Here is a 17,690-nt window from a genome sequence, read left to right as displayed (position 1 = left end):
AAAAAAGAGATTGATAACGTTTCAATCTCTTTCAAAATTAATCCAATTCATGTAAGTGGTCTTGTATATACTTTCTTCTTTTATTTATATATTCATAAATCATATCAGCCTCTTGATCAAATGTTTCTAATTTTTCTTTCATGTATGGATCTTGTAGTAAATATGGGCGAATCAATTCACACAACCCTTCTACTTTCGGCCTCATAAACGAAACTGTGAATTGATTTTCTAATATTTCTTCCAAAATACTTCGATACTGCTTTCTAAATACAGGTATGTCTAGCAATCTTGCACTTAACGTATTATACCCTTGAATGCGAATATATTCATGATTAAGTGGTCTCCCTTGTACATCTCGCCCCCAAGTCGCATCATAATCCCACGGTATAACTTCAAATAAATTTGTTTCATCGTTATGATATAGTGCATAGTTATGAACGAAACCATCAAAGTTTTGCGTAAAAATAACTCCTGCTAACCATCGTAAATATTTATCTACATGTAGAAACTTCCCAATTTCTTTTTCATAGGCTTCCCTCGTCAAAGTATTCGCTTGAAATACAAATTCACTCAGTTGTTCTTCACTATTTTTATTCGAATATTTAAATTCATAACCCGCAAAGAGCTCTTTCTTAACATCTTTATCTCGTTCACTCATTAATGAAAAATTCGCATCATCATCTATCGCATAATAAATAGAACCACTCGGTAATCCTCTATTTTTCAAAAAATTTTCATCAACCGATTCTAACTGTAAATACACACCTTGAATTTGACCATTAATTTTTATAAATACATGTTGTGATTTTGGCGAAAGTACACCAATATCATGAAAAAAATCTAAAGATAATTTATTTCGTATGAGAGACGGATCCATAAACTCCGAATTCAAATGAAACTCTTTCGCACCTTGAAATTTTTTAGGCTTATAAAACATAACATGATAAGACTTTTTCTCAAATTCGCGAATATGAGCTCCTCGGTATACGATATCAATATCATACTTCTTTTTTCCATAAGTTAATTTTGCTGGCACTGGACTATCTGACCAAATGTCCTTTTTCAATTCCACTAAGTACATTGGATGAACAAAAAAATCATATGAAGGCAGCATGTTTTCTCATCCCTTCTCAGTTCTCTTCCTTCAATGTATGCGCCTTTTCTTGTCCATACATCCGCAATCATCTATTTATATAAAATTACACTCTTGTCCTGTTCAGAAAGATGCCTACATACATATCATGTTAAGGAAAAAGAATACCTTTTCACTTTAATACATGATAAGGAGGATTTCTATGAAACGTGATATTAGAAAAGCTGTCGAAGAAATCAAAAGTGCTGGGATGGAGGATTTCTTACACCAAGATCCAAGTACTTTTGAATGCGATGATGATAAATTCACTCATCATCATTGTACAACTGGATGTAAATGTACAACTGGGGGTAAATGTCCAAGAACAAGATGTACTCGCGTGAAACATTGTACGTTCGTTACAAAATGTACGCACGTAAAAAAATGGACATTTGTTACGAAATGTACACGTGTACGTGTTCAAAAATGGACGTTCGTTACGAAAGTAACGCGTAGAAAAGAATGCGTATTAGTTACAAAACGTACTCGCAGAAAACATTGTACATTCATTACAAAATGCATACGCTTTGAAAAGAAATTTTTCTGGACAAAACGAAGTTTCTGTAAAAAATGCGAATTCTTCCCTAACAGACACGGTCACTCTTGCGATGATTCATGTGATCATGGTAAAGACTGTCACGATAGCGGACACAAATGGAATGATTGCAAAGGCGGACATAAATTCCCATCTTGCAAAAATAAGAAATTCGATCACTTCTGGTATAAAAAACGTAACTGCTAGTTTTTATACCACCCAAAAAAGGCCGTTTTGCGGCCTTTTTTACATTTATTGAAAGTGACTTATATCTGCAAATTGTTTCACTTTACCAATACCCTCTTCAAATTCTATTATGCTCAAACTGGCACTATGCATAAATGGATCATCCCACACATTTTCTATTTCCATTCCCGCGAAATGCCCTACAAGTAATTTTGCTGCTGCCGCATGAGAAACAATCAATATGTTTTGTCCTTTATGCTTCTCTAAAAGAAGCTGCATCCCTTCAATTACTCTTTCATAAACGGCCTCAAAATTTTCGCCTGATGTTGACTGAAAAAGATGTGGCTCATTCCAAAACAGATGTACTTCTTCTGGAAATTGCTTTTCTATATCCGCGATTGTTTGTCCTTCCCATATACCCATGTTGATTTCATAGAAATGCTCATCCGCTATAATGGGTATATCACGTTCCCCCTTTATTAACTCTGCCGTATGAAGCGTTCTTTCGCTCGGACTACTATAGATCGCATGGATTGGTAAATCTTTCATTCGATTCCCTAATTGTTTCGCCTGAACTATACCATTTTCAGTTAAAGCAGAATTTTTCCGTCCCTGCATTCGCTTCGCTACATTCCACTCTGTTTCACCATGCCTTGTTACATATATAGTTGTTTTCATTTCTTACTCCCCCTCACCATGTTGGTCGTAATTCCCACGGTTCAACTCTCCCTACAATCCACTCCGCTCGTTTACTTTCAATCCCTTTTATAACTCCATCAGCTATCTCTTCATGAGTAAGCCATCTTCCATATGTATCTTCTAAAATAAAACCTAAAATAATTCTATGATAAATACATCGCGTACTCCCTATTTTTTGTGCAGGCATACGTGATGCTTTACTACCTAAAATATGAAATAAACTATATGTTTTAGACGACAAATCTAGTTCTTTACAAATATTTGATAGTGCATGCTTTGCACTTGTGTGTACCCATGCAACAACTAATGTGATTGGGCCATTTTTCTTAATTGTACTTTTAATAGCTAGCTTTACATCTTCATCATTATGATAATCTAACGAAAGGCATGTAATATTTTCTGGTGCAGAACTCATTCGCTTAACATTTTCTAATTTCACTTCATCTCGCCCGATAATAGAAACATAAAATCCTTTCTCACAAAACCACATAGAAACTTTCTTTAGCATTCCTGTTCCACCAATTACAAGTGCATGCAAATGCTATCCCTCCCTAATAAAATGTCATATGAGGTTTCTCATCTCTATAATAATTTAAACGGTCTTGCAGTGTCCCTGAGTGAAACTCAAATTTATGACCGTCAGGATCAACAAAGTATATAGATTCGTAATCTCTTACATCACGTTCTCTTCCTTGTAAAATATGAACATCATTTTCTTCTAATCGCTGTATTAGACATTTAAAGTCTTCTTGTTCAACAGAAAATGCAATGTGCGTATAAGATTGATGAATCTCATTTCTCGAAATATGCGTCTCTTCATTAAGCGCTATCCATACTCCACATATGTTAAAATAAGCCAATTTTCTTCCTTTAACTAATAATTCTCCTTCTAATACTTTTTCATAAAACATAATAGAGTTTTCTAAATTAGATACCGAAAAACAAATATGATTGATTCCCCTTAACAACTATAATTCCTCCTTATACAAATAAAAGATGAGCGAAAATTCACTCATCTTTTATTATACTATTTTTTTGTAATATATGCCCATTTATAACTGAAGTCCCCGCCAAACGTATGGTTAGCAATGCCTTTTACAAACGGCTTCTCTAAATAAGCTGTACTTTGTTGGTACGTAGGAGAAATTGCTGCGTCTTGACCAATTAAGATTTTTTCAGCTTCCGCAAGTGCATTCCAGCGTGCTTTATCATCTTTTAATAGCTCTCCTTTTGATTTCGCTACTAAATCATCATACTTCGGATTAGAATAATCCATTTCATTAAATGAGCTTCCAGTAACAAACATATCAATATAAGTCATTGGATCCGGATAATCAGGACTCCATGCAGATAATGAGAATTCATATTGGAATTTCTTTTCTAAATCTAGCTTCTGCTTGTATGGTTGCTGTTTCAAATTCACTTTAATACCAGGCAAGTTTTTCTCTAGTTCTTCCTTAATAAAGTCGCCCACTTTTTTACGGCTACCGTTATCATCGTTTAGTAATTCAACCGTAATTGTATCTTGACCAAGCTCTTTCTTCGCTTCTTCCCATAATTTTTTTGCTTTCTCTGCATTATCTTTACTATCACGGAAGTTTTTATTTACAGAGCGGAAATCTTTTCCATCCGGACCTGTCGTGAATTTTTCAGGTACTAAGAAATATGCTGGCAATGAACCGTCATTTAGAATGACATCAGCAATTCCTTTTTTATCGTATGCTAAATCAATCGCTTCACGTACTTTTTGGTTTTTAAATGTTGCATTTTTTTGGTTAAAACGTAAGAAATATATGCGTGGATCTAACTTCGTTTTAAATTCATCTGGCTTATTCTTTTTATATTTATCAACAAATTCAGAAGTTAAAATAACTCGATCTGCTTGATCACTATCATATAAATTTACTCCCGTGCTTGTTTCCTTCACAATACTTACATTAATTTCGTCTAATTTTACAGTATCTTTATCCCAATAATTAGGATTTTTCTTCAACTGATAATTTTGTTCATGTTTCCATTGACTCATTGTAAATGGTCCATTATATAATAATTTATCTGCTTCTAATCCGTATTTATCTCCTTGCTCTTTCACATATTTTTCATTTAATGGGAAAAATGTAGGGAACGACGTAAGCTCAAGAAAATAAGGTGCTGGTTGCTCTAATTCTACTACCAACGTTTTATCATCCTTCGCTTTAACACCCAATTGATCTGCTGGTAATTCACCTTTATTTACTTTCTGTGCATTTTTCACATCAAATAAAATGAATGCATATTCTGCCGCTAATGCTTTATCTAATGTACGTTGCCATGCATATACAAAATCTTGTGCTCGAACTGGATCACCATTTGACCATTTCGCATCACGTAATTCAAATGTATATGTCTTTTTATCTTCACTAATCTTCACATCTTTTGCCATACCTGGTGTTGGTTTATTATCTTTATCTAGACGATATAAACCTTCCATTGCATTTACAAATACACGGAAAGATACAGAATCTGTTGATTTAGATGTATCCATTGAAGGAATTTCAGCTGTTTCTAGCAAATTTAAAACTTGTTTATCGGCCATTCCCTTATTCGATTCTTTCTTCGTTGTCGAAGCCTTCTCACCATTCCCACATCCTGCAACCAATACACTCGTCGTTAACGCAAGTGCAGCAATTGTTGTTGTCTTTCTCTTCATTCTTCCTTCCCCCAATCTATATGTATAAGTTAAATCCTATATAATATATTTCATTATACAAAAGATTCTGATTATTTTAAATATTTATTTTAACAAACATAGAAAAAAGCGATCGGAAATTTCTTTCCAGCCGCTTTCTTGAATAGCATTTACTTGTAATCCATCCTCTATATCAAATGGATTTTGAACTTTAAATATTTCTTCCATCAGCTTCAAAAACTCTTCTTCAGTTTTAGATTCACCATTAACCATAAGTGAGTATGGTTCCACTTCACCTAATTTATAATCGACAACAAATTGAATCTTCACCTTTTGTCTTGGCGTTCCGGTGTTATACCCTTGGAATTCTACTAATTCTAACCCTTCCGTTCCACGATAATATATCCAACCTGAATTTTGAAAATAATTTTCGAAAGATTCACCTATTGAAAAGAAAGGATATTCATAAAGCGAGCTTGTACGAACCTTTTGAATAACGTCTCGATCAGTCGGAAAAAAGAAATGACTAAAAAATATGCTAGCAACTGCTAAAATAGTAACAATTGTCGCTCCCATTTTGCTCGTTCCGCCGCTATCATTGATTAGATAGTTTTCAACTGATTTATCTTTTATTTCTCTTGCTTTTATTCGGTATATACGTCTTTCCGCAAATTGATAGTATAATCCATTTGCAAAAATCCCCATTCCAAACAGAATAAAAATGAGTAATAAAAACGTAAGAGGCACCATATTAATGATTGGCAACGCTACATTAAATCCCATATAATACGAAAATGCATCACACGCTACTAATAACAACATAAATAAAGCAGCTGGTACATAATACTTACGATATCCTAGCCAGCCTATATTGAAAATAGCAGCCCAACCATTCCAGCTCCACCTAGCAATCCGCTTATTCTCAAGATCCCATTTCCTTTTGTAATACGGATATTGTCTCCCTACATATACTTCCAGTTCTTTATCTATTAACGAGCTACCTTCCTCTTGTTCATTATCCAAGTTTCGCTGACAACTTGCACAATTTAACTGTTCCTCCTCGCAAGGTTGCCCACAATTTATACATTTCAAAACAATCCCTCTTCCCATCCATACGTCATTTCAAAATTCCTTCGTGTTTTAATAACCACTCTTTCCTCCATAAACCACCAGCATATCCAACAAGCTTTCCACTCTTTCCTATTACACGGTGACATGGAACAATTATTGAAATTGGATTCCGACTATTTGCCCCTCCTATTGCCCGTACAGCTTTTATATTTCCAACTTTCTCTGCAATATCTAAATATGAAGCACTTACGCCGTATGGAATAGTATAAAGTGCATCCCATACATTTTTTTGAAATGCTGTTCCCTCCGCAGACAGCGGGACCGTAAACTCTTTTCTTTTCCCTTTAAAATATTCATCTAACTCATTTATACATTGTTCTATCATTTCATTTTTATTTTCTTCTTCTCGTTCATCAACAAATATAACAGACGTAATTCCTTCTTGATTCGCTGTAATTTCAAGCAAACCTACTTCGCTTTCATAATAAGCCTGGTACATATGCCATCCTCCAATTCAGTTCATATTAGTCATTGTAACACGAATATACAAAATTTTTCGTATAAGCGTTTTATTAGAGAAACAAAAAAGAGAATGGTAAAATATAAGAAAATTCAATCAAGGAGGCTATTTGATGAATTCCAAGCTTTTTTCACCTTATACAATTAAGAACGTTACACTAAAAAATCGTATCGTTATGTCGCCTATGTGTATGTATTCATCGGGGAATGAGGATGGCAGCGTTACGAATTTTCATCTCATTCATTATGGAACTCGCGCTGCTGGCCAAGTAGGTTTAGTTATGGTTGAAGCAACTGCGGTGTTAGCTGAAGGACGAATTTCTAACAAAGACTTAGGTATTTGGGATGACAACCTAATTGAAGGCTTACATAAAACGACTACTTTTATACATGATAACGGCGCAAAAGCTGCCATTCAACTCGCTCACGCCGGAAGAAAAGCAGAATTAGAAACAGATGCGTTAGCTCCTTCAGCCATTCCATTTAATGAAACAATGAAAATGCCAATAGAAATGAGCAAACACCAAATTAAAAATACTGTATTAGCTTTTCAGCAAGCTGCAGTACGATCAAAACAAGCTGGATTTGATGTTATTGAAATACATGGCGCTCACGGTTACCTTATCAATGAATTCCTATCACCACTTACTAATAAACGGACGGATGAATACGGCGGCTCACCTGAAAACCGCTATCGTTTCTTACGCGAAATCATTGACTCGATAAATGAAGTTTGGAACGGACCGTTATTTGTCCGTATTTCAGCAAATGATTATCATCCTGAAGGGTTAACAGTTCAAGATTATGTTCAGTATACAAAATGGATGAAAGAACAAGGAGTAGATTTAATCGATTGTAGCTCTGGAGCTGTTGTCCCTGCACGTATCGATGTTTATCCTGGGTATCAAGTACAATATGCTAAACATATTAAAGAGCATGCTAACATTGCAACTGGTGCAGTTGGATTGATTACGACCGGAGTACAAGCAGAGCAAATTTTAAACAATAACGAAGCAGATTTAATTTTTATCGGACGTGAGTTACTTCGCAATCCTTACTTTCCACGAATAGCCGCCAATGAACTTGGCTTTGAGTTAGAAGAACCGTATCAATATGAGCGAGCGCCAGGGAAAATTCATACGAATAAATAAAACCGAGAAGTCATTCTTCTCGGTTTTATTTATTCTATCGTTGTAATTTCATTTGAATTATAAGTATGGATACCCGATTCTTCTCGCAGCGCGGTTATATACATCCCTTTCGCCACATCTTTAGCTGAAATTGGTTTATACTTTTTGAAAGCCCCTTTAAAGATAAAAGGAATAATACGAGATAACTTTTCAGCCATTTGTTCGCCGAAACGAAATTCTTGTCGATTTCCTACTAATAATGATGGTCTAAAAATGTGAATACCACCGATCACTAACTTTTGCAATTCTTCTTCCATTTTCCCTTTCACTTGTGAATAAAAGAAAAATGATTTAGGATTCGCTCCCATAGAAGACACGACAAGAAAATTTTGTACCCCTTGTTTTTCAGCTAAACAAGCAGCTCGTAACGTATATTCATAATCTACTTTTTTAAAATTTGCTTTTGTTTTTGCTTTTTTTATTGTTGTTCCTAAGCAACTAAAAACATCATCCACAGCAAAGAACTCTTTATATTCCTCTAATACCGAAAAATCAACTTGTTTCTGCTGTAACTTCTCATGTTGCAATTGCATTGGCTCTCTTACAAAAATAGTAACCGAATCGTAGTAATCTGATTCAAGTAATAGACGCGTTATCTCTTGTCCAACTAAACCACTTGCACCAAGTATTAACGCTGTTCGCTTATTCATATATGCATATACCTCTTATTTTACTTTTCTCTCCTTCAATAAAATACAACCTTTAGGAGTTTCCTGCTCTTATTTTACCACAAGTAAAACACTATGCGTACGCATAGTGCTTTACTCACTCTTTTTTCTCATCTCTCTCTTGTAATTTCGTTATTGTTGTAGCGTCCCCTAAATTACTTATTAATCTTCTTAAAAAAATTAATACGAAAGATAATGGCAATACTACCGCTAATATTAATAAAATAGCTTCCATTAAGTAACCCAAGCGCTCATCCCCCTCTTTACCTCCTTTTCAATATATGAAAACAGCGTTGTCAAATATGCATGCATTTGCAAAAATAATACACCTATATTTGACAACTTTATAACAAAAACAAATCGGAATGATTATTATTTATTGCAACTTTATTAAAGATGTATTATACTAAGTTCGCAAACTAAAACGTAATTATTCCGTTTTGTATTAAAATGATATTTTTCTTCTATAATTGGGGAAAATATATCCGTAAAAAAGAAAAGAGGAGAACTTCATGCCTAAAAGATTGACTATATTTTCATTCTTACTTATTTTTACCTTAATTTTCGCTGGCTGCTCAAATAAAAAAGAAAGTAATGCCAAGAAAGATGGAAAGCTAACAGTTTATACAACGATTTTCCCACTTGCTGATTTCGCAAAGAAAATTGGTGGCGACTATGTAAATGTTGAAGCAATTTACCCACCTGGTGCAGATTCACATACATTTGAACCAAGTCAAAAACAAACAGTACAAGTTGCAAAAGCCGATTTATTTGTTTATAACGGCGCTGAATTAGAACCATTTGCTGAAAAAATGGAAAAAACATTACAAAAAGAAAATGTTAAAATTGTAAATGCATCTAAAGGTATTGAGCTTCGTGCTTCTACTGAAGAAGAGCATCATGATCATGGAGATGGCCATAAAGAAGATGAACATCATCACGATAAAGACCCACATGTTTGGTTAGATCCTACTCTAGCAATGAAACAGGCAGAAAAAATTAAAAATGCACTTGTAGAATTACAACCTGAACATAAAAAAGAATTCGAAAAAAACTTTGCAGCACTTCAAACTAAATTTACTGATTTAGACGATCAATTTAAGGCAGCTGTAGCGAACGCAAAAACGAAAGAAATTTTAGTTTCTCATGCTGCCTATGGTTACTGGGAACAACGATACGGCCTAAAACAAATTCCTATCGCTGGAATTTCAGCTTCTGATGAACCATCTCAAAAGCAGCTTGCTGACATTACAAAAACAGTAAAAGAACATAATCTAAAATATATTTTATTCGAAACGTTCTCTACTCCAAAAGTAGCATCCGTAATTCAAAAAGAAACTGGTACAAAAGTTTTACGCTTAAATCACTTAGCTACTATTTCTGAAGATGATGCAAAAAATAATAAAGATTACTTCACTTTAATGGAAGAAAACGTAAATACATTGAAAGAAGCAACAAACTAATCCATTATATTTTCTAGGCAGCTGAATCTGTTATTCAGCTGCCTTTTTATCTATTTATCCTTGACTTGACCAAAATAACAAGTAAAATTATCCATATTAGCTTGAAAGCTATATTAATTTAGAAGGTGAGTTGGAATTATGAATCTTCACATTTGTGAAGTAACAGCAAAAAATTGGCGTTCAGTAGTTGCTTTAGACGTCGCAAAAGATCAGCAACAATTTATTGAAAGTAACGCGTTTTCTTTAGCAGAATCATTATATGAAGGAAACGGAACGTCAGTAGGTTTATATGATGGAGAAACACTTGTAGGATACGCAATGTATGGATGGTATTCAGTAAAACATAAAAGTGTATGGCTCGATCGCTTTATGATTGACCAACAATATCAAGGAAAAGGATACGCAAAACGTTTCCTTCGCTTACTCATTCAATTCTTACAAGAAAAATTTGAATGCAAAATAATTTACTTAAGTTTACATCCAGACAACAAACTTGCAATGGGACTGTATGAATCATTTGGTTTCCGCTTAAATGGGGATATTGATGATGAAGGTCCAGTTGTAGGTGTTGTAATGGAGTTACTAATAGACGAAAATACAAGCCTGTGAAAACAGGCTTTTTATTATACAGTTATCATTTTTTAGTTTCTTTTCCTTATTTAATTCTGTTCTACAATCTAATAGAATGCTCATAAAAAAATAAGCCTGCAATTTACGCAGACTTATTTCACACACTCCTCGAAATGTTCTTGGAACCACTCTTTATTAATATCTCTTCCGATAAAAACTACTTCACTTACTCGCTCTTCTCCCTCTTGCCACTCTCTATCGTACGAAGCAGCAAATAACGTATGTACACCTTGGAAAACGATACGTTTATCTACTCCATCTATCGATAAAATTCCTTTGTAACGATATAAATATTCCCCTAGCTCTTGAACGACAGCTGACATCCACTCATTAAGCTTTTGTAAATCCAGCGGACGTTCTTCACGTAATACAAATGATTTCACACCTTCTAAGTGGTTATGTTCTTTATGAGGGTAAATTTGCAACGTATCTTTCGTTTTAAACGTTTGGATTTGTAATAAAGATGGTATATCTACCTCACAGTTAGTCGCCTCAATTAACCTTGCAGTCGGGTTAATTCCTTGAATTTCATGCAAGAGATTTTCTTTCTCATTCTCTTCAATTAAATCTAATTTATTTACTAAAACGACATCAGCAAACGCAATTTGCTCTTTTGCTTCTAATCCTTTTTCAAAATGTTTATGTATATGATAACTATCTACTACCGTTACAACACCGTTAATTTGGTAAGCAGATTGAATGACTGGATCTAAAAAGAATGTTTGAATAATCGGGCCTGGATTTGCAAGGCCAGTCGTTTCAATTACTAAACCATCAAAATCCATTTTCCCTTCCGCTTTTACGTCCAGTAACTGTTTTAAAGCAACGAGTAAATCTTCACGTACAGTACAGCATAAACAGCCATTTGTCATTTCCATAATTTCTTCTTCCACATTCATAATCAACTGATTATCAATGCCAATTTGCCCTATTTCATTTACAATCACCGCTAATTTCTTACCGTGATTTTCTGATAAAATACGATTTAATAATGTCGTTTTCCCAGATCCAAGAAAACCAGTTAATATTGTTACTGGAATCATTTCGTACATCTCCTTCTAGCTATATGTTTCTACATTATAGCATATAGAGAAAATCATTTTTTTAGCAAAACATATTTATTGTTTGTACGCCCCTCTAACTATATAATAATATGTAGTAAGAAAGCCTTTTCAAAATAATAATCATTCATCAAGGGGGTACTTATCATGGAACGAGTTCAAATGGCCGAAACGCTAGAATTTTCTCGTATTATTCAAGGATTTTGGCGTTTAGCAGAATGGAATATGACGAAACAAGAATTACTTTCTTTCATTGAAGATTGTATGGATATGGGAATTACTACTTTTGATCACGCTGATATTTACGGCGCATATACATGTGAAGGGTTATTTGGCGAAGCTTTACAATTAAAGCCTTCCTTACGAGAAAACATGCAAATTATTACAAAGTGTGGAATCGCTCCCCCATCACCGAAATTTCCAGAGCGATATGTGGCTCACTACAATACTAGTGCAGAGCATATTATGCAAAGTGTAGAAGCATCACTTAAAAATTTACATACAGATTATATTGACGTATTACTTATTCATCGTCCCGATCCTTTTATGGATCCAAATGAAGTGGCAAAAGCCTTTTCACAATTAAAACAAGAAGGAAAAGTTCGTCACTTCGGTGTATCTAACTTCTTACCTTCACAATTTAATATGTTAAGTTCGTACTTAGATTTCCCACTTATTACGAACCAGATTGAAGTTTCTGCATTGCAGCTTGAGCATTTTGAAAAAGGAACAATTGACTTATGCCAAGAAAAACGAATCAATCCAATGATTTGGTCACCTCTTGCTGGTGGTGAGATCTTTACTGGTCAATCAGAACGTGCTGTACGTGTACGCAAAACTGTGCAAAAAGTTGCTACTGAGCTAGGTGTTTCTAATATCGATACGGTTATGTATGCTTGGTTACTTGCTCATCCAGCTAATATGATGCCAATCGTTGGCTCTGGTAAATTAGATCGCGTAAAAACTGCCGCTCTTGCTACAAAAGTTAACTTAGACCGTCAACAATGGTTTACAATTTTCGAAAGCTCTAATGGACATCCTGTACCATAATGCATAAAAAGAAGAGCTATTTTCTTACAGCTCTTCTTTTTCATATGTATTTCTAATCATGGCAAATACACACATATCCCTTAATCCGTTTCCATCTACCGCAACACTCGCACTTTCTAACGTACCTTCTAACTTAAAACCTAATTTCTCAGGTATCGCTCTACTCTTCTTATTTAAAGAATCACAACGAATTTCTACACGGTTTGCTTTCAATTCAGAAAAAGCGTAATCCGTTATACCTTTCGCAGCCTCTACCATATAGCCTTTTCCGCTAAACCTTGTATCAATCCAATATCCGATTTCAAATTGAGGTATATCCCAATTAATACGATGTAATCCGGCTGAAGCAATAAATTCACCTGTTTCTTTCGAAAATACTAGTAATCTTAAATCCTCACGTTGCAAAAATTGAATATGTGATTTTCTAATACTTTCTTCTACTTCTTGCTCTGTTTGCTCTTTTTGTGCAAACACCATCCAAGGTTTTAGCTCTTCTATTGAAGCCTGAATTGCATCATATACAACTTTACCATCTCCTGGTTTCGGCATTCGAATAAAAAGCCTGTCAGTATAAAATTCAGAAGGAAAATCGAATAATAACGGATTCACTGTAAACACTCCCTATATTTCTTTTATATATAATAATATCTATCTCAAGTTATATAGTAAAGAATTTTCTGAATTGAAAACCTTTTACTCATTCACTTCCAACGCTACACGAATTCCAGATTCAATCGCACCTTGAATCCATCCGTGATATAGCGTTGTATGATCTCCAGCGAAGAATATTCTCCCCTCTGGTTTGACAATCGCTGGTTGCAGCTCAGATTCTTGACCTGCTTGAAAAAGTGCAAACCCTCCAAGCGCATACGGATCTAATGTCCAGCTTTTTGATATTCCAGATATGAACTCATCATACACTTGACCACCTAATATTGTTGCTAAGTTGTGCAATGCGTAATAAATACGATCACCTTTTGATAAACCATCCCATAACAACGCGTCATAAGACCATGTATAGCTACCTAACATCATAGCCGGTCCTTTCTCCCCAATTCCATAGCTTGGATAATAGGCATAACGAATTGGCAAATCTGTTATAATTCTGCCGCCTAATTGTCCTTGTTCTTCCCAAAATCGGCTTTTAAATTGAATTCCTATTTTCGTCGCAGGCATATAATGTAATTCACGAATTGCTTTCCATTTTTCATGAGATATAGAATCAAACGGATCTACTTCTACAAAACGCATTGTCGAAAACGGAATGGTAACAATAACTAAATCTCCTGTAATACTACTATATTCAAAAGTTTCCTCGTTCCGATAGAAAGCTGTCACACCATTATCGTGTTGATGTAGCTTCATTAATTTTTGATTATATATAATATTTTCTTCTAATTGCGGTAAAAATGACTTTGGCAATCTATCGTTCCCGCCCACAATTTCACAAAATCCGCTCTCCTCTTGCATAATGTATAGAAAGCGTAAAGTCTCTACAAACGATCGTTCCAAAAAACCTTCTAAATCTAATAGAACACCAATCATCTCAATTGTTACTGGCGAAAAGTAAGTATTATACTGATAAGGATGATACTTTAAAAATTGCCCAGTAGAGTATCTTCCAAAATCCTTTACTACAACGTCCCAATTTTTTTCTGGGTTCTTTTTTATAAAATTTATAATGGGCTGTACCGCTAACAATAATAATTCCTCTGACGTTTTTCCAACTTCATTCATTTCCACAGGATATCTTAGAATACTTGGATCTTTTTCATATTGTTTTAACGTCGTTTTCCGTCCATTTACGTATATAATATCCGTCTCATTTCTATTAATAAAAGGTCTCACCTGTAGCCCAAATTTTCTTATATATGTCATCGTTAATGTATGCGAATATGGAATCCTCATTGCTCCAACATCTAAATATAATCCGGTATCTTCCATTCTAACCGTTTCTATACGGCCACCTACCCGGTTATTTGCTTCAAAAATTTTCACATCATGTCCTGCAGCCTTTAATAAAGAAGCTGAAACTAACCCAGCCATACCAGCTCCCACTACAATAATTTGTTTTGGGCTTATCGTCTTCTTCAATCCTTTATCTATAACTTTTAACGCTTCATCCATTTCAGTGTTATACATTATATCTTTCTGCACAATTCCACCCCTTACTTCATCAAATGGACGTTAGTGGTTTAGTGCATTTTATTCATACATCCCCATAAACATAACACCATTGCAATTTGAATATTCACTAAAAGTACATAAGAGACAGATCTCACTTTTCTTTATACTTCGTATAATATAGCAACTACAAAGAAGGAGTGGTTAAAAATGAAACATACTTATGACTACGATGCTACAAAAAAACATTTAGAATTAAAGAAACAAAACTTATGTAAAAAACTTAGCAATATGACACTATCTGAAAAAGAACGTGAACAGCTAAAATGTGAAATTGACAACTATGAATATATTTTAAATCTGGTCGAAATGAATCATTATGAACGCGGATTTTCTCGTTAAAAGCGGAAATAGGATTATCCACTTTTCATTTTGAGCATTTCACTACGCATTTTTCATAAGTAAATATATAATAGGATGTACATTAAGATTGAGAGGTATATTCTATGATCAAGTTAAGTGTATTAGACCAATCACCTATTTCAGATGGTAGCACAGCAGCCCAAGCTTTTTCACATACAGTTACGCTTGCACAAGAAGTTGAAAAACTCGGATTCACACGTTTTTGGGTATCCGAACATCATAATTCCGTAAGCTTAGCTGGTTCAAGTCCAGAAATACTTATTTCTCATATTGCCGCGAAAACGGACCGTATTAGAGTCGGTTCAGGTGGTGTTATGTTACCGCATTATAGCCCATATAAAGTCGCTGAGAATTTCCGCGTTTTAGAAGCACTGTATCCAAATCGTATCGATCTCGGTGTTGGTAGAGCTCCTGGTGGTATGCCAATAGCAACTCGCGCACTTCAAGAAGGGAAAATGGTCTCACTTGATCAATATCCAGAACAAATTGCAGATGTTGCAATGTACTTACATGATCAAGTACCAGAAAACCATCACTATGCAAACTTAAAAGCCACTCCAGTTATCCCAACGTCTCCTGAAATGTGGATGCTCGGTTCTAGCGGAGAGAGCGCTAAAATTGCTGCAAACAACGGAGCTTCTTTCGCATTTGCGCAATTTATTAATGGCTTCGGAGGCCCTGAAGTTATGAGGGCTTACCAAGAACAATATCAGCCTTCATTTTTAGGAGATAAGCCTAATTCAATCGTTGCCATTTTTGTTATATGCGGAGAAACAAATGAAGAAGCGGAAAAAATTGCTTCTAGTTTAGATTTATCAATCTTATTATTAGAGCAAGGAAAACGAACTACTGGTACACCTTCTATTGAAACTGCTCAAAATTATTCATACAGCGCTTATGATTTATTCCGTATAAAAGAAAATCGTCAACGTATGATTGTTGGTGATCCGTCTTCTGTAAAAGAAAAAATAATAAACTTAAGCAAAGCATACAATACTGACGAATTTATGATTGTCACGATTACTCATCAATTTGAACATAAATTAAAGTCTTATCGCTTATTAGCAAATGCTTTTAATTTATAATTCTAAAAAGAGATGCATCACATATGATGCATCTCTTTTTCTTACTACTTATTGTTTTCATTTCCTATATATTCAATAGCTTCTTTTAATAGCTCTTCAAAGTTAATAGGATAATCATGATCTAAGTCAGGCACAACTTTATACTTATGTTCTATATTCTTCTCTCTTAATAGTTGTACAAATTGCTGCGTGTATTCGAAACAATCTTCATCTTGATCCCCGCATACTATATATCCTTTTATATGTTTATCCTGCAGCACTCTTAGCAACTCATCCCATTCTTCAATCTCGGGAAGCCATGGTGCCATAAAAACAAAACCATCAACCTCTATATCTTTTTGCAAAATCGTATATAAAGCTACTCTTGCCCCTGCAGAAAAACCACCAATGATTACATTTTCTACTGTATGGTTTTCTATAAACTTATTGTAATGCCCTTTTAATTCTTCTTTCCCTCTCTCTATATCATCCCAAACAAATCCATCTGAAAACTGAATTTGTGAAGACTGTGGTAAAGCTAACGTGTAATCTTGTGTCAAAACTGATTTCCAATATGGCTCTACTATTTGAATATTTTCTTGGTCACCGTGCAATGTAAGTAGTAGATTTCCTTCTTTCTTGCTGTATATATATTTCACATCTGGTCTTTCCTTTTTATGTGCTAATTCTTCTCTTTCTTTACATAATTGCACCATTGTATGAAATTCTTCAAATTTATGTAGTGATTTTAAATCTTCGTCGGAAATTAAATACTCATTTCCATACCAGAATCCCTTTTCTATAATGGCCTCTCTCATTAAATGTAATGCTTCTTTTTCAAGTCCCGATGCACTTGCGAGTGCATACTTAAAATTATATATTTGCGCCTCATTCCCTATTACACCTGTAGCGTTTTCCATTATATAATTGTACGCTTCAAAACTTCCTTTATTTGCATAACAACGTAACGTTTCATTTAATAATTGAATGTAAGTCATGCTATTTTTCATGTACCAATTCCCCCGAAACCTTTTATAATATTTTTTGCGAATCTTTATACCACTTTGTATAACCCACGCTAACAATACCTTATTCTCAAAATGATGCTTAATAGTTACTCTTCCCTGTCCAATACATTTAGTATAAATAATAATAGACTGAAAAATCAATATTTTAACAAACAAAAAAAGACAACAATATATGTATT

The 17,690-nt window shown here is 34.4% G+C and carries 20 protein-coding genes; 7 read left to right on the top strand and 13 right to left on the bottom strand.

The genetic code is table 11. The features are described from left to right. Window positions 1–37: 37 nt before the first annotated feature. A complete protein-coding gene (cotH, locus tag MHH55_RS04185; RefSeq protein WP_017656823.1) occupies window positions 38–1,114 on the bottom strand; it encodes a spore coat protein CotH in 1,077 nt (358 codons plus the stop codon). A gap of 181 nt (window positions 1,115–1,295) precedes the next feature. On the opposite strand from cotH, the gene exsB reads away from it, so the two are divergent. Then, a complete protein-coding gene (gene exsB, locus MHH55_RS04180; RefSeq protein ID WP_000817498.1) occupies window positions 1,296–1,874 on the top strand; it encodes an exosporium protein ExsB in 579 nt (192 codons plus the stop codon). A 45-nt stretch (window positions 1,875–1,919) separates the two neighbouring features. On the opposite strand, the gene MHH55_RS04175 is transcribed toward exsB, so the two are convergent. The 6 genes from MHH55_RS04175 to MHH55_RS04150 all read right to left on the bottom strand — a co-directional run bounded on the left by MHH55_RS04175 (window position 1,920) and on the right by MHH55_RS04150 (window position 6,790). After that, on the bottom strand, window positions 1,920–2,531 hold the full coding sequence (locus tag MHH55_RS04175) for a phosphoserine phosphatase 1 (protein ID WP_074555711.1): 612 nt from the start codon (window positions 2,529–2,531) through the stop codon (window positions 1,920–1,922). 13 nt (window positions 2,532–2,544) lie between these two features. Continuing rightward, the gene (locus MHH55_RS04170; protein WP_000543107.1) at window positions 2,545–3,090 is read right to left on the bottom strand and encodes a short-chain dehydrogenase; all 546 of its coding nucleotides are present in this window, start codon (window positions 3,088–3,090) and stop codon (window positions 2,545–2,547) included. Between the two features lie 13 nt (window positions 3,091–3,103). Beyond that, window positions 3,104–3,520, bottom strand: a complete 417-nt coding sequence (fosB, locus tag MHH55_RS04165) for a FosBx1 family fosfomycin resistance bacillithiol transferase (RefSeq protein WP_000943775.1) — start codon at window positions 3,518–3,520, stop codon at window positions 3,104–3,106. Between the two features lie 59 nt (window positions 3,521–3,579). Further along, a complete protein-coding gene (locus MHH55_RS04160) occupies window positions 3,580–5,241 on the bottom strand; it encodes a peptide ABC transporter substrate-binding protein (protein ID WP_000824276.1) in 1,662 nt (553 codons plus the stop codon). Between the two features lie 84 nt (window positions 5,242–5,325). Continuing rightward, complete coding sequence (locus MHH55_RS04155; RefSeq protein ID WP_002023926.1) at window positions 5,326–6,330, bottom strand: DUF2628 domain-containing protein; 1,005 nt, start codon at window positions 6,328–6,330, stop codon at window positions 5,326–5,328. 7 nt (window positions 6,331–6,337) lie between these two features. Continuing rightward, entirely contained in the window at window positions 6,338–6,790 is a 453-nt protein-coding gene (locus tag MHH55_RS04150) for a methylated-DNA--[protein]-cysteine S-methyltransferase (RefSeq protein WP_000283910.1), read from the bottom strand. Window positions 6,791–6,923: 133 nt separating this feature from the next. Between MHH55_RS04150 and namA the strand changes: the two genes are divergently transcribed. Beyond that, a complete protein-coding gene (gene namA / locus MHH55_RS04145; protein ID WP_001086181.1) occupies window positions 6,924–7,961 on the top strand; it encodes an NADPH dehydrogenase NamA in 1,038 nt (345 codons plus the stop codon). Between the two features lie 29 nt (window positions 7,962–7,990). Here the strand turns inward: namA and MHH55_RS04140 are convergent, their stop codons facing one another. Together MHH55_RS04140 and MHH55_RS04135 are read right to left on the bottom strand one after the other, a co-directional pair. Next, window positions 7,991–8,650 (bottom strand): oxidoreductase, encoded by a 660-nt coding sequence (locus MHH55_RS04140; RefSeq protein ID WP_001042735.1) that lies wholly within the window; start codon window positions 8,648–8,650, stop codon window positions 7,991–7,993. 115 nt (window positions 8,651–8,765) lie between these two features. Continuing rightward, a complete protein-coding gene (locus tag MHH55_RS04135) occupies window positions 8,766–8,915 on the bottom strand; it encodes a hypothetical protein (protein ID WP_000540932.1) in 150 nt (49 codons plus the stop codon). A 265-nt stretch (window positions 8,916–9,180) separates the two neighbouring features. Here MHH55_RS04135 and MHH55_RS04130 point away from each other — a divergent pair, with 265 nt between their 5' ends. After that, entirely contained in the window at window positions 9,181–10,131 is a 951-nt protein-coding gene (locus MHH55_RS04130; RefSeq protein WP_001126150.1) for a metal ABC transporter substrate-binding protein, read from the top strand. A gap of 138 nt (window positions 10,132–10,269) precedes the next feature. Next, window positions 10,270–10,740, top strand: coding sequence for a GNAT family N-acetyltransferase (locus MHH55_RS04125; protein WP_001048677.1), 471 nt, complete (start codon window positions 10,270–10,272; stop codon window positions 10,738–10,740). Window positions 10,741–10,853: 113 nt separating this feature from the next. Here MHH55_RS04125 and MHH55_RS04120 read toward each other — a convergent pair whose 3' ends face one another. After that, window positions 10,854–11,804, bottom strand: a complete 951-nt coding sequence (locus tag MHH55_RS04120) for a CobW family GTP-binding protein (RefSeq protein WP_078186767.1) — start codon at window positions 11,802–11,804, stop codon at window positions 10,854–10,856. Between the two features lie 165 nt (window positions 11,805–11,969). On the opposite strand from MHH55_RS04120, the gene MHH55_RS04115 reads away from it, so the two are divergent. Then, entirely contained in the window at window positions 11,970–12,872 is a 903-nt protein-coding gene (locus tag MHH55_RS04115) for an aldo/keto reductase (RefSeq protein ID WP_000442782.1), read from the top strand. Window positions 12,873–12,896: 24 nt separating this feature from the next. Here the strand turns inward: MHH55_RS04115 and MHH55_RS04110 are convergent, their stop codons facing one another. Continuing rightward, window positions 12,897–13,481 (bottom strand): GNAT family N-acetyltransferase, encoded by a 585-nt coding sequence (locus MHH55_RS04110; RefSeq protein ID WP_078186768.1) that lies wholly within the window; start codon window positions 13,479–13,481, stop codon window positions 12,897–12,899. Between the two features lie 84 nt (window positions 13,482–13,565). After that, window positions 13,566–15,029, bottom strand: coding sequence for a flavin monoamine oxidase family protein (locus MHH55_RS04105; RefSeq protein ID WP_001168121.1), 1,464 nt, complete (start codon window positions 15,027–15,029; stop codon window positions 13,566–13,568). Between the two features lie 177 nt (window positions 15,030–15,206). Between MHH55_RS04105 and MHH55_RS04100 the strand changes: the two genes are divergently transcribed. After that, window positions 15,207–15,398 (top strand): DUF3896 domain-containing protein, encoded by a 192-nt coding sequence (locus MHH55_RS04100; protein WP_000683356.1) that lies wholly within the window; start codon window positions 15,207–15,209, stop codon window positions 15,396–15,398. 104 nt (window positions 15,399–15,502) lie between these two features. Then, complete coding sequence (locus MHH55_RS04095) at window positions 15,503–16,504, top strand: LLM class flavin-dependent oxidoreductase (protein ID WP_000594045.1); 1,002 nt, start codon at window positions 15,503–15,505, stop codon at window positions 16,502–16,504. A 44-nt stretch (window positions 16,505–16,548) separates the two neighbouring features. On the opposite strand, the gene MHH55_RS04090 is transcribed toward MHH55_RS04095, so the two are convergent. After that, a complete protein-coding gene (locus MHH55_RS04090) occupies window positions 16,549–17,493 on the bottom strand; it encodes an alpha/beta hydrolase (RefSeq protein WP_078186769.1) in 945 nt (314 codons plus the stop codon). Window positions 17,494–17,690 lie beyond the last annotated feature (197 nt).

It is taken from the genome of Bacillus sp. FSL K6-2944 (assembly GCF_038005385.1).
Lineage (GTDB): Bacteria > Bacillota > Bacilli > Bacillales > Bacillaceae_G > Bacillus_A > Bacillus_A cereus.
This window is presented reverse-complemented; position numbering and strand designations above follow the sequence as displayed.